The organism is Mesorhizobium sp. WSM4935 (assembly GCF_029625735.1).
In the GTDB taxonomy this organism is placed as follows: domain Bacteria; phylum Pseudomonadota; class Alphaproteobacteria; order Rhizobiales; family Rhizobiaceae; genus Mesorhizobium.
In genome coordinates, this window is sequence record NZ_JARTVR010000001.1 from 240,673 (window position 1) to 252,004 (window position 11,332).

The 11,332-nt window shown below is 63.1% G+C and carries 13 protein-coding genes; 5 read left to right on the forward strand and 8 right to left on the reverse strand.

Features of this window, described 5'->3' with window-relative positions; translation table 11 throughout:
• Positions 1-274 precede the first annotated feature (274 nt).
• Entirely contained in the window at positions 275-529 is a 255-nt protein-coding gene (locus P9273_RS01130) for a DUF6894 family protein (RefSeq protein ID WP_278047258.1), read from the reverse strand.
• A gap of 205 nt (positions 530-734) precedes the next feature.
• Complete coding sequence (locus P9273_RS01135; RefSeq protein WP_278047259.1) at positions 735-956, reverse strand: hypothetical protein; 222 nt, start codon at positions 954-956, stop codon at positions 735-737.
• 147 nt (positions 957-1,103) lie between these two features.
• Here P9273_RS01135 and P9273_RS01140 point away from each other — a divergent pair, with 147 nt between their 5' ends.
• Entirely contained in the window at positions 1,104-1,574 is a 471-nt protein-coding gene (locus P9273_RS01140) for a nucleoside deaminase (protein WP_278047260.1), read from the forward strand.
• Positions 1,575-1,587: 13 nt separating this feature from the next.
• Here the strand turns inward: P9273_RS01140 and cueR are convergent, their stop codons facing one another.
• Positions 1,588-1,977 carry a Cu(I)-responsive transcriptional regulator gene (gene cueR / locus P9273_RS01145; RefSeq protein ID WP_278047774.1) on the reverse strand — a complete coding sequence of 130 codons (390 nt, stop codon included), beginning with the start codon at positions 1,975-1,977 and terminating at the stop codon, positions 1,588-1,590.
• A 226-nt stretch (positions 1,978-2,203) separates the two neighbouring features.
• Here cueR and P9273_RS01150 point away from each other — a divergent pair, with 226 nt between their 5' ends.
• Positions 2,204-2,821: a L,D-transpeptidase gene (locus tag P9273_RS01150; RefSeq protein WP_278047261.1), complete on the forward strand. Its 618-nt coding sequence runs from the start codon at positions 2,204-2,206 to the stop codon at positions 2,819-2,821.
• 144 nt (positions 2,822-2,965) lie between these two features.
• Here P9273_RS01150 and P9273_RS01155 read toward each other — a convergent pair whose 3' ends face one another.
• The 3 genes from P9273_RS01155 to trpS form a co-directional block, all read right to left on the reverse strand.
• Positions 2,966-3,535: a NifU family protein gene (locus P9273_RS01155; RefSeq protein WP_040994447.1), complete on the reverse strand. Its 570-nt coding sequence runs from the start codon at positions 3,533-3,535 to the stop codon at positions 2,966-2,968.
• 168 nt (positions 3,536-3,703) lie between these two features.
• Positions 3,704-4,195 (reverse strand): universal stress protein, encoded by a 492-nt coding sequence (locus P9273_RS01160; protein ID WP_040993731.1) that lies wholly within the window; start codon positions 4,193-4,195, stop codon positions 3,704-3,706.
• A 98-nt stretch (positions 4,196-4,293) separates the two neighbouring features.
• Entirely contained in the window at positions 4,294-5,361 is a 1,068-nt protein-coding gene (trpS, locus tag P9273_RS01165) for a tryptophan--tRNA ligase (RefSeq protein ID WP_278047262.1), read from the reverse strand.
• A gap of 172 nt (positions 5,362-5,533) precedes the next feature.
• On the opposite strand from trpS, the gene P9273_RS01170 reads away from it, so the two are divergent.
• The 3 genes from P9273_RS01170 to P9273_RS01180 all read left to right on the forward strand — a co-directional run bounded on the left by P9273_RS01170 (position 5,534) and on the right by P9273_RS01180 (position 6,901).
• Entirely contained in the window at positions 5,534-6,160 is a 627-nt protein-coding gene (locus tag P9273_RS01170) for a LysE family translocator (RefSeq protein ID WP_278047263.1), read from the forward strand.
• A 91-nt stretch (positions 6,161-6,251) separates the two neighbouring features.
• The gene (locus tag P9273_RS01175) at positions 6,252-6,497 is read left to right on the forward strand and encodes a type II toxin-antitoxin system VapB family antitoxin (protein ID WP_278047264.1); all 246 of its coding nucleotides are present in this window, start codon (positions 6,252-6,254) and stop codon (positions 6,495-6,497) included.
• A complete protein-coding gene (locus P9273_RS01180; RefSeq protein ID WP_278047265.1) occupies positions 6,497-6,901 on the forward strand; it encodes a type II toxin-antitoxin system VapC family toxin in 405 nt (134 codons plus the stop codon). Before P9273_RS01175 ends, P9273_RS01180 begins: the two co-directional genes overlap by 1 nt.
• Here P9273_RS01180 and murJ read toward each other — a convergent pair.
• A complete protein-coding gene (gene murJ / locus P9273_RS01185; RefSeq protein WP_278047266.1) occupies positions 6,876-8,480 on the reverse strand; it encodes a murein biosynthesis integral membrane protein MurJ in 1,605 nt (534 codons plus the stop codon). The two genes, P9273_RS01180 and murJ, sit on opposite strands and share 26 nt — an antisense overlap.
• Before the next feature lie 40 nt (positions 8,481-8,520).
• Positions 8,521-11,322 (reverse strand): [protein-PII] uridylyltransferase, encoded by a 2,802-nt coding sequence (locus P9273_RS01190; RefSeq protein WP_278047267.1) that lies wholly within the window; start codon positions 11,320-11,322, stop codon positions 8,521-8,523.
• Positions 11,323-11,332: the final 10 nt, after the last annotated feature.

Sequence of the window (11,332 nt, forward strand, 5' to 3'; positions counted from 1 at the left end):
CGGCTGACCAGTTCGTTAACTGGGTTTTCCTAGGCGACGGCATGGACCCCTGTACGAATCCCAATAAATGGCAAAAACAAAAAAACGCCATTAGAGCAGCTTTTATCAAGTACATGGGGCGCTGAGGCCGTAGACGCGGCCCGTCTCCAGTGGGTTTCGGAATAGCGGCTATGTCAAATATATAATCGCCGCAGGTCGGGCGATTATATATTTGAAGAGGCTCCTCGCACGCCCGGGCGGAAGCGAGCAAAATCGAAGAGCGAGTAGGCCGCATTCATCCGCCGGGTTGGAGCCGGTTCATCGACTCGATCTCAGCGGGGACCGTGCATTGCACCCTGATTTGCAAAAGCTGTCTGCCAGTGATGTCGCGGACTGTGCAAACGATATCGCTGGTCTTTGCGTTTAGCAGCATTCGGCGGGCGATTTCGAAGGCTCGTTCCTTGGCCTCCTTCAGCCCCAGCAGTTCTTTCCCCCGGGCGTCGTGGTAGACATCCCCGCTATGAGAGAGCTCAAAGAAATATCTGGCCATGACGGATAACAAACGTCGCCGCTGGGAGAAAAAGTCCGGCTTTTTTGGTGGCACGGTGTTGCGTGTGGGAGCGGGGCAAGCGATCGAGAGGCAGGTCTGTCAAATCTATAATCGCCACAGGTCGGCGATTGTCGGCCGGTTCCTCCGGTCGGTGGGCGCAAAGCGAAAAGGCAGCGGTTGAAGCATATGTCTACGGCGACACCCGCTACGGCGAGTCTCCCGCTCGAAAATCATCCGCCAGAAGCCTGGCCAAGTGGTCGCGGCTCAGGCTCAATGTCTCTTTCAGGAACCACAGGAAGTTGCTCGGGCCGTCCGTCGCCAGGCCGTTTTCTTTTGCCTGGGAGATGACCGCGCGCTGGCGCTCGATCCGCTCTTCGATCTCGCGGATGTGCTGCTCGACCCGTTCGATGTCTTCCTGGAGACCCATGGCCGGCAATCTCATTTTGCGCGATCGTCAAAATAGCACCAAACCGGAAATGCGTGGAGCGTAAAGGATGCTCGAGCTGCGGTTCAGAGAAGATTAGGTTGCTAATCATAAGCCTCGGCAGCAATCTCGCCGTGAGAGGATTTCACCATGACCCGCGATCAGATGCTTGCCCACCTTCGGTCCGCCGGCGCCGTCGCGCGCGAGGCGGCGGCGCATGGGCATCATCCGTTCGGCTGCGTGCTGGTCGGGCCCGACGATCGCGTTTTGATGCGGCAGGGCAATCTCGATACGGTGCGCCATGCCGAGACGGAACTGGCCCGCCGCGCCGCGGACGCCTATGAGCCGGAGTTCCTGTGGCAATGCACGCTGGTCTCTACCTTCGAACCATGCGCGATGTGCAGCGGGACGATGTACTGGGCGAATATCGGGCGCCTGGTCTACGAGGTCGAGGAAACCAGCCTCCTGGCGCTCACCGGCGATCACGAGGAGAATCCGACGATGAACCTCGCCTCGCGCACCGTGTTCGCCTCCGGCCAGAAGAAGATCGAGGTCTTCGGGCCGTTCCCCGAAATCGCCGACGAGTTGCTCGCCCCGCACCGCGATTTCTGGAAGCGCTGATAGAATTCCGACCTCAGGCCGCCCCCGCCATATCGTCCAATATCGGGCAGTCCGGCCGGTCGTCGCCATGGCAGGCGTGGATCAGCTTTTGCAGCGTCGAGCGCATGGACTGCAATTCGCGCACCTTCTCCTCGATCGCCCTGACATGGGCGGCGGCGATCTCGCGCACGTCGTGGCTGGCGCGGCCGCGATCCTGATAGAGCGCCATAAGCTGCCTGCAATCGTCGATTGAGAAGCCGAGATTGCGCGCGCGGCGCAGGAAGGCCAGCCGGTGGATGTCCTCGCCGGAGTAGTCGCGATAGCCGTTCTCGGCCCGCGCCGGACGAATCAGGCCGATCTCCTCATAGTAGCGGATGGTCTTGGCCGGCAGGCCGGAACGTTCGGCGGCATCACCGACATTCATGGCGCTCTCCTCGAATTCCAGGCGGCCCATGAGCCGCCTCATTGATTTTGTTTCACAATCCAGTGAGGCCTGTTGCGGAAATGCCGCAGCTCGGCACTTACCGGCGCGTAAGGCCTTGCATATAGGCAGTGCGCGCTTGGCAAGCAAAAGAAATGCCAGCATGAATGATGGCAACAAAGCGGCCGACTCGTGCCGCTGCCATAGAGACGGGGCGTCGGACCTATTCATGCGCTTGAAGTCATTTGCAATCCTCGCCGCTCTTGCGCTGTCGACCGCGATCAGCGGGTGCAGCACCATCGGCGGGCAAATGTTCACCAACAACTATGGCGCGATGACGGATGCCGGCTACCAGCTGCCGCGCATCCCGATCGAGAAGGTGCCCGCCAAATATCACCGGCAGGAAGTGCGCTATGAGACTTCGGAGAAGCCGGGCACCATCATCGTCGATACCCAGAACAAGTTCCTCTACTTCATCGAGGGCGACGGCATGGCGATGCGCTACGGCATCGGCGTCGGCCGCGAAGGTTTTGAATGGCACGGCACCGCTCATATCGCGCTGAAGCGCGAATGGCCGACCTGGACGCCGCCGGCGCCGATGATCAAGCGTCAGCCCGAGCTCGCCAAATTCGCCGGCGGCATGGAGCCGGGCCTGAAGAACCCACTTGGCGCGCGCGCCATGTATCTCTTCAACAAGGGCGGCGACATGGGCTACCGCCTGCATGGCAGCCCGGAATGGTTCTCGATCGGCAAGGCGATGTCGTCGGGCTGCATCCGGCTGATGAACCAGGACATTATCGACCTCTACGACCGCACGTCGGTCGGCGCCAAGGTCATTGTGATGTAGGCACGAAAAATTTCGCAGGCGGACCGTCTAGGCAACAACAAGACGTCCTGAAAACAGAAAACCGGGCTGTTGGGGCCCGGTTTTTTGTTTTTTGCGTTGGGGAAAATTCGCTCCGCTGAGCGGGCGGCCGGCGGAGTAGAATTCTCAGGCGACCTGCTCGACCTGCTGGACTTCCGGAACAAAGTGGCGAAGCAGGTTCTGGATGCCGTGCTTCAGCGTCGCCGTCGACGACGGGCAACCGGCGCAGGCGCCCTTCATATGCAGGAACACCGTGCCGTTCTCGAAACCGCGGAAGGTGATGTCGCCGCCGTCTTGGGCGACGGCCGGACGCACGCGCGTGTCGAGCAGTTCCTTGATGGTCAGCACCAGCTCTTCGTCGGCCTTGTCGTAGAACTCGCCGGTGCCGCCTGCTTCGCTCGCCGGAGCGGCCGATGCCATGACCGGCGCGCCGGACATGAAATGCTCCATGATGGCGCCGAGGATCGCCGGCTTCAGGTGCTGCCAATCCGGGCCGTCCTTGGTCACGGTGATGAAATCATAGCCGAAGAAAACCCCGGTGACGCCCGGGATCTCGAACAATCGGCCGGCCAACGGCGACGCCTCCGCCGCGGCTTCGGCGTTGCGGAAATCGGCTGTGCCTTCGCGCAGCACTTCCTTGCCCGGCAGGAATTTCAGTGTCGCCGGGTTCGGCGTCGATTCGGTCTGGATGAACATGGGTATCTCCAGGCCCTTCGTGGGCCGATAGTTTGGAATAGTTCTAAATAGGCTCTATCGGCTGGACATTCAAGCGAAACGCGTCGCTGGGAACGGCTGGCCGGCGGAATGTTTTTTTGGCTTCCATGGGCGTCGAGCAGGCCGGCCTCACCTGAATATCGATGCACCTCAAGCGAGGCTGTCGATCTCTTCGTCGGACAGGTTCTGCGGCACCACCGTGACCGGGATGGGGAAGGCCGCGCCGCGGCCGGCAACCGCGCTGACCAGCGGTCCGGGACCTTCCTTGCCGGCGCCGGCTGCCAGCACCAGGATGGCGATGTCCTGATCTTCCTCGATCAGCTTGTGGATCTCTTCGGTCGGCTTGCCTTCGCGGACCACCAGCTCCGGCTCGATGCCGACGCTCTGGCGCACCTTGTTGGCGTAGCCGTCGAGTGCTCCGCGCGCCGTCGCGTTCGCTTCCTCGCGCATGATCTTTTCCACGCCCAGCCAGTGCTGGAAATCGTCCGGCTCGATGACATAGAGCAGCACCAGCACGCCGCTTGTGTGCTGCGCCCGCTTCGAGGCGTAGGCGACGGCCCGCTCGCATTCCGGCGTATCGTCGATAATCGCCAGGAATTTTCTGCGATGGCCGGCTTCGCGGCTGAGGCGTTTGGAGACCATGTCTATCTGCTCGGTATGGTTTCAGCCGCAATCTGCCACCGCCACAGACCGGCGGCAAGCCGCCGGTCGGCATGGCGTGGTTCAGCAAGATCGCTCGATCAGTCCTGCAGCAGGCCGATAATGTCGCGAACCGTCTTCATCGTGCCCTCGGCGATCGCGCGGGCCCGGTCGCCGCCATCCTTGAGCACAGCGTCGACATAGGCGCGGTCGCCCTCGATGCGGCGCATCTCCGAAGCGATCGGCGCCAGCTTCTCCACGGCAAGGTCGGCAAGCGCCGGCTTGAACACGGAAAACTGCTGGCCGCCATATTCCTTCAGCACGTCTTCCTTCGAGATCTCCGCGAGGCCGGCATAGATGCCGACGAGGTTTTCCGCCTCCGGCCGGCTTTCCAGCCCGTCGATCTCGCTCGGCAAGGCCTCCGGATCGGTCTTGGCCTTGCGGATCTTCTTCGAGATTGTGTCGGCGTCGTCCGTCAGGTTGATACGCGAGAGGTCCGACGGGTCCGACTTCGACATTTTTTTGGAGCCGTCGCGCAGGCTCATGATGCGCGCCGCAGGACCGCCGATGACGGGTTCGGTGATCGGGAAATAGCCGTTCACCGTCTCTTCGCCGACCTGCATCTCGACGCCGACACCGAGCGCTGCGATCTTCTCGGAGAAGTCGTTGTTGAACTTCTGCGCGATGTCGCGGGTCAGCTCCAGATGCTGCTTCTGGTCCTCGCCCACCGGCACATGGGTGGCCCGGTAGAGCAGGATATCAGCCGCCATCAGACTCGGATAGGCGAGCAGGCCGAGCGAGGCGTTCTCGCGGTCCTTGCCGGCTTTGTCCTTGAACTGCGTCATCCGGTACATCCAGCCGATGCGCGCCACGCAGTTGAAGATCCAGGCCAGCTCGGCGTGCTGGATGACCCGCGACTGGTTGAAGACGATGTGCTTCTTGGGGTCGATGCCGGAGGCAAGGAACGCCGCGGTGATCGAGCGGGTCTGGTCGCCGAGGTCCTGATGCACGAGCTGCGCGGTCAGCGAATGCAGATCGACGACGCAATAGATGCAGTCGGACTGTTCCTGGAGGGCGACGAATTTCTTGATGGCGCCGAGATAGTTGCCGAGATGCAGATTGCCGGTCGGCTGGACGCCCGAAAAGACGAGTGGCTTGAAGGCGGACATGAGTTCCTCAGGGCTTGTGGAGGGCCGTTTCGCGCGCGGCGAAAGTCTTGCGACGGCGCGCTTATGAACGAAGCCGACAGCGCGATCAAGAGGCCCGGCCATGGCGCGCATCGGCCCTAGCCAGCCGGCATTGATCCGGCCTAGCATTATCGCCTTGTTTGGAACCCTCATCATGCTTTCGCATCTGCTTGCCGTCGCCTCCGTGTGGCTGGTCGCGGCCGTGTCGCCCGGGCCGAACTTCCTGATGACGGCGCGGATTGCCGTGGCGCGCTCGCGCGGCGCCGGCTTTGCCGCCGTCTGCGGCATCGGCATCGCCACCGCCATCTGGGGCATCTGCGGGCTCGCCGGCATCAAGGCCCTGTTTCTCGCCGCGCCCTGGGCCTACGCGACTTTGAAATTCGCAGGCGCCGGCTATCTCATCTATTCGGGCGTAAGGCTGATCGTCCTTGCCGAGAAGCGCAGCGCGGCCGATGGCTCGCTGCTTGTCGATCCGAAGGGATTCTCAACTCATCGGGCCTTTTGGATCGGTCTCGTGACCAGCCTTGCCAACCCGCGTTCCGCACTTTCGGTGGCCAGCATCTTCGCCGTCGCATTGCCGGCGCAGCCTTCATTGTGGCTCGGCGTCGCGTCGGTCGCGCTCATGGTGGCGATCTCCGTCGGCTGGTATGCGTGCGTGCTCTGGCTGTTCGCCGCCGAAGCGGTGTCCAACGGCTATTGGCGGCTGCGGCGCACCATCGATCGCGTCGCTGGCTGCCTGCTCATCCTGTTCGGTGCCAAGCTGGCTTTGGAGCGTGGGTGAGGCCGGGCTAGGCACGCGTTAGCCGCGTGTTGATTTCTTCTTGTAGATTGCTACATTAAAATGACTACACAATCGAACGCGGACGCTCGCTATGACCATCAACATCAACAACAAGGAAGCGGACAGCCTGACACGCGCCTTCGCCAAGGTCGAAGGTGTCGGCATCACCGAAGCGATCGTGATCGCCATGCGTGAGGCTCTGGAGCGTCGGCGCAATCGCGAGACGCCGCTGGAAACAGCTGCCCGACTCAGGGCCGAGTTCGGAATTGAGCTTAGCGAGCAGGCGCGCAAACCGCTGCCGCGCTCAATCTATGACGAATTGTCTGGCGACGACTAATGTTTGTCGACGCCGCAGCCATCGTGGCAATGCTGAGCAACGAAGCGGAGGCCGAGCGTTGTGCGCAGGCGGTCGTGGACGCTGCGGCTCCGTTCACGTCGGCGATTGCTGTCTGGGAGGCCGCGATGGCGCTAGCGCGACCAGAAAAGCTGGCCGTACCGGTCGTCAGAAGTGCGGAGATTGTGGGCCGCTTTCTCGAAGAACGCGCAATTGCGTTACGCGAGCTTCCGCCCGCGTCCGAGGCAGCGTCGCTATCCATTGAGGCCGCATCACGATTTCGCAGCAACGCCATGCGCCTGAACATGGCGGATTGTTTCCACTACGCTTGCGCTCGCTACTACGCGGTTCCGATGCTCTCTACGGCAGACGAATTCAGGCTCACGGATCTGGAGACTGTTCCGTAACAGGCGGCGTCGCCTTCGAGCCGCGTTTCACGTTCCTGCGGATCATGCCGAAATCGGCGCCGCCGGTGCCGAAAGCGGCGATGAAATAGAGCGCCGCTCCCCCGCCGACCAGCGCGAACAGCGTCGTCGCCTTCACTACCAGGGGCGAGCCGGGCCCGAGCCGCGCGGCGAAATAGTGCTCGGCGAAGTAAAGCGCCACGGCCATGATCACCGCCGACAGCACCAGTCGCGGAATGCGCTTCAGCAAAGGGATGTCGCGGCCCCAATGGCCGCGCCTGATCAGCATGCCGAGCAGCATCAGCGCGTTGACCCAGCCGGCGACGGCCGAAGCGACGGCTATGCCCGGCGCGCCCATCGACGGGAACAGGGTCAGCGCCGTGGCGACATTCACGCCGACCGAGACGGCTGCGAAGATCATCGGCGTGCGCGTGTCCTCGCGCGCGAAATAACCCGGCGTGAAAGCCTTGATCAGCACGAAGGCCGGCAGGCCCAGGCCGAAGATCGCCAGGATCGAGGCGACGATCGGTGTCGAGTGGTTGGCGGCGAAGGCGCCGCGCTCATAGACCAGCCGTACGATCGGCTCCGACATCACCCAGAGCGCCGCCGCCGCCGGCAAGGTCATGAACAAGGTGAACTCGACCGAGCGGTTCTGCAGATTGGCGGCCTCGATGAGGTTGCCCGATTTCAGTGCCCGCGACAGTTCCGGCAACAGAACGATGGCGACGGCCACGCCGACGACGCCGAGCGGCAGCTGGTAGATGCGGTCGGCATAGGCGAGCGAGGACACGGCGCTGTTCTGCCCCGAGGCGATCGCCGTGCCGATAAGCTGGTTGATCTGGGTGATGCCGCCGGTGATCGCCGCCGGCAGCGCCAGGATCAGCAGCCGCTTGACATTGGGCGTCATCTTCGGCCGGCGGAAGCCGATCGAGATGCTGGCGTGGCGCACCGCCACCCAGACGATGGCGAGCTGCACGATGCCCGCCGCCAGAACGCCCCAGGAAAGGCCGAAGCCGACATCATGCGCGTCGAGCCCGTGGTACCAGGCATAGGCGAGCACGCTGATCAGGATGATGTTGAGGAAGGCGGGCGCGATCGCCGCCGCGAAATAGCGGCGCAGCGAGTTCAGCATGCCCGCCATCATGGCGCCGAGCGACATGCAGATCAGGTAGGGAAACATGATCGTCGCGAGCGTGACGGTCGTCTCGAACTTGCCTGGAGTGTCGGCAAAGCCCGGCGCCACCAGGTAGCGCACGATAAGCGGCATCGCGAGTTCCATGGCGATCGTCAGCGCCAAAAGCGCCGAAAACAGCACGCCGAACACTTCCTCCGAGAAGCGCTTGGCGCCATCGGTGCCATGCTGCTCGATCTCCTTGGCGAAGAGCGGCACGAAAGCGGCGTTGAAGGCGCCTTCGGCGAACAGCCGGCGGAAGGTGTTGGGGAACTGGAAGGCAGCGTTGAAGGCGTCGGCGACCGGCCCGGTGCCGAGCGCTGCCGCCATCAGCATCTCGCGGCCGAAGCCCAGCGCGCGGCTCATCAGCGTGCCGGAGGCGACGGTGGCGAATTTCTTGACGAGGCTCATCTTGGGAACGACTGCCAGAAAAATTGCGTCAAATGCATGGTCACTCGGCCGCCGCCTTGGCTTTGCCGTTGCGTTCCGACGAATTGCCTTCCAGCGTATCGATCAGCCGCTTGTGGATGGCGGCGGTGCGCGTCGGGCTGTCGATCTTCTGTCCAGTCAGGTCGGTGACATAGAACGTGTCGATGACCTTCTCGCCGAAGGTGGTGATATGCGCCGAGGCGATGTCGAGCGAAAGGTCCGACAGCGTTCCGGTAATCTCGGAGAGCAGTCCCGGCCGGTCCAGCCCCTCGACCTCGATCACCGAGAAGCGGTTGGAGAGCGTGTTGCGGATCTCGGCGCGCGGCGGGATGCGGAACGCCTTGGCGCCGCGCTTCGGCTTGGTGCGCTTCTCGATCATCTCGGGAAGCCAGCTCTTGCCCGAAAGCACGTCCTCGATCAGCCGGCCGACGCGTTCGGCGCGGCGGCGCTCGTCCTCGTCGAGGTCGAACTCCCGGGAGATCAGGATGGTGTCCAGCGCGCGCCCGTCCGACGTCGTGAAGATCTGCGCGTCGACGATGTTGCCGCCGGCCGCGGCACAGGCTCCGGCGATGATCGACAGCAGGCGCGGATGGTCGGGCGCCAGAACGGTGATCTCGGTCACCGCTTCGAATTCATGCGTCTTGACCATGGTGGCGAGCTTCTTGCCCGCCGCATCCGCCTCGCGGACGAATTCGGCATGGCGCAACTGATCGGGCAGGTCGACGGTCAAGAGGTAGTTCTCGTAGTGCAGGGCGACGTAGCGTTTGCGCTCCTTCGCCGGCCAGGCCGACAGCGCTTCGGCCAGATGCTCGCGCGCGGCGGAGGTGCGCTCGGCGCGCGACACTTCCGAGAAGCCGCCGGTCAACAGCAGCTCGGTCTCGAAATAAAGCGTGCGCAGCAATTGCCCCTTCCAGCCGTTCCAAACACCCGGCCCGACGCCGCGGATGTCGCAGACGGTGAGGATCAAAAGCAGCTTCAGTCGCTCGACCGACTGCACGATCGAGGCGAAATCTTCGATTGTCTTGCGGTCGTTGAGGTCGCGCGTCTGCGCCGTCATCGACATCACCAGGTGGTTCTCGACCAGCCAGGCCACGGTCTCTGTGTCGGCCGCCGACAGCCCCATATGCGGGCAGATGCGCCGGGCAATTCGGGCGCCGGCCTCCGAATGGTCCTCAGGCCGGCCCTTGGCGATGTCGTGCAGCAGCACGGCGACATAGAGCGCCTCGCGGCTCTTCTTCAGTCCCGGCATCAGCGAATGCGACAGCGGATGCACCTTGGCGCCGTCGCCGCGCTCGATCTCGGCCAGCACGCCGATGCAGCGGATCAGATGCTCGTCCACCGTATAGTGGTGGTACATCGAGAACTGCATCATGGCGACGATCTTGCCGAAGTCGGGGATCAGCTTGCCGAGAAGCCCGGCCTCGTTCATGCGCCGCAGGTTGAGCTCGGCGTTGCGGTCCGAGGTCAATATGTCGAGGAAAAGCCGGTTGGCCTCCTCGTCGCGCCGCAATGACTTGTTGACGAGACCCAGCGAGCGGGTGAGCAGCTTCAGCGCGTCCGGATGGAACTCCAGCCCATGTTTGTCGGCGAACCAGAACAATCTCAGCAGGTTGACCGGATCGCGCTCGAACACGCTGTCGTCGGCGATGTTGATGCGGTGGTTGTCGACGATGAAGTCGGACGTGCCGGCAAGCTTGCGCTTGCGCCGCTGGAAGGTGAGAAAGATGCGGTTGAAGCCCGGCACATGCTTGGCCTGCTCTTCCTCGAGCGCCGCGCAGAAGATGCGGGTGAGGTCGCCGACATCCTTGGCGACGAGGAAATAGTGCTTCATGAAGCGCTCGACGGCCGACAGGCCGGGATGCGTCGTGTAGCCCAGCCGCTCGGCGATCTCGCGCTGGATATCGAAATGCAGCCGCTCTTCCGCCTTGCCGGTGAGGAAATGCATGTGGCAGCGCACCGCCCAGAGAAAATCCTCGGCCTTCTGGAACTCGCGGTATTCGGCCTCGGTGAAGACGCCCTTCTCGACCAGTTCCTCGCCGGTGCGCACGCGATAGAAATATTTGCCGATCCAGAACAGCGTCTGCAGGTCGCGCAACCCGCCCTTGCCGTCCTTGACATTGGGCTCGACCAGGTATCGGCTTTCGCCGGCCTTGGCGTGGCGCTCGTCGCGCTCGGCAAGCTTGGCCTGGACATATTCCGGCCCGGTCGTGCGCACCACTTCATGATCGAAGCGGGTGAGCAGCTCGTCATATAGCTTGCGTTCGCCCCACAGGAAGCGCGCTTCCAGGATCGATGTGCGGATGGTGATGTCGCTGCGCGAGAGTCTCAGGCACTCCTCGATGTTGCGGGTGGCGTGACCGACCTTCAGCCCCATGTCCCACAGCATATAGAGCATGTATTCGACGATCTGCTCGCCCCACGGCGTTTGCTTGTAGGGCAAGAGGAAAAGCAGATCGATGTCGGAGCCCGGCGCCAGCGTGCCGCGGCCATAGCCGCCGACGGCCACCACCGCCATGCGCTCGGCCGCGGACCGGTTCTTGACCCGGTAGACATGGGTGGCGGCGAAATCATAGAGCGCCCGGATCAGCTCATCCATCAGATGCGAGAGCCGCTCGGCGCAGGCATTGCCGCCGCCATCCTGCTTGAGCATGGTCTCGGCGATCCTGCGCCCCTCCGCCAGCCTGCTCTTGAGCAACTGGAGGACGGCGGTGCGAACCGCCGGGCTCGAACCGTCGCCGGCGCTCGCTGCCGTCAGCGCGGTCAGGTCGCGGCGCAAGGCATCGCCATCGATGATTTCGTCGAGTTTCAGGGAGATCTTTGCCATTCGGCGGCGT

What these genes read in the sequence shown, in the direction of transcription:
- P9273_RS01130 (WP_278047258.1), bottom strand. Translation starts at nt 529, where the DNA reads ATGGCCAGATATTTCTTTGAGCTCTCTCATAGCGGGGATGTCTACCAC.
- P9273_RS01135 (WP_278047259.1), bottom strand. Translation starts at nt 956, where the DNA reads ATGGGTCTCCAGGAAGACATCGAACGGGTCGAGCAGCACATCCGCGAG.
- P9273_RS01140 (WP_278047260.1), top strand. Translation starts at nt 1,104, where the DNA reads ATGACCCGCGATCAGATGCTTGCCCACCTTCGGTCCGCCGGCGCCGTC.
- cueR (WP_278047774.1), bottom strand. Translation starts at nt 1,977, where the DNA reads ATGAATGTCGGTGATGCCGCCGAACGTTCCGGCCTGCCGGCCAAGACC.
- P9273_RS01150 (WP_278047261.1), top strand. Translation starts at nt 2,204, where the DNA reads ATGCGCTTGAAGTCATTTGCAATCCTCGCCGCTCTTGCGCTGTCGACC.
- P9273_RS01155 (WP_040994447.1), bottom strand. Translation starts at nt 3,535, where the DNA reads ATGTTCATCCAGACCGAATCGACGCCGAACCCGGCGACACTGAAATTC.
- P9273_RS01160 (WP_040993731.1), bottom strand. Translation starts at nt 4,195, where the DNA reads ATGGTCTCCAAACGCCTCAGCCGCGAAGCCGGCCATCGCAGAAAATTC.
- trpS (WP_278047262.1), bottom strand. Translation starts at nt 5,361, where the DNA reads ATGTCCGCCTTCAAGCCACTCGTCTTTTCGGGCGTCCAGCCGACCGGC.
- P9273_RS01170 (WP_278047263.1), top strand. Translation starts at nt 5,534, where the DNA reads ATGCTTTCGCATCTGCTTGCCGTCGCCTCCGTGTGGCTGGTCGCGGCC.
- P9273_RS01175 (WP_278047264.1), top strand. Translation starts at nt 6,252, where the DNA reads ATGACCATCAACATCAACAACAAGGAAGCGGACAGCCTGACACGCGCC.
- P9273_RS01180 (WP_278047265.1), top strand. Translation starts at nt 6,497, where the DNA reads ATGTTTGTCGACGCCGCAGCCATCGTGGCAATGCTGAGCAACGAAGCG.
- murJ (WP_278047266.1), bottom strand. Translation starts at nt 8,480, where the DNA reads ATGAGCCTCGTCAAGAAATTCGCCACCGTCGCCTCCGGCACGCTGATG.
- P9273_RS01190 (WP_278047267.1), bottom strand. Translation starts at nt 11,322, where the DNA reads ATGGCAAAGATCTCCCTGAAACTCGACGAAATCATCGATGGCGATGCC.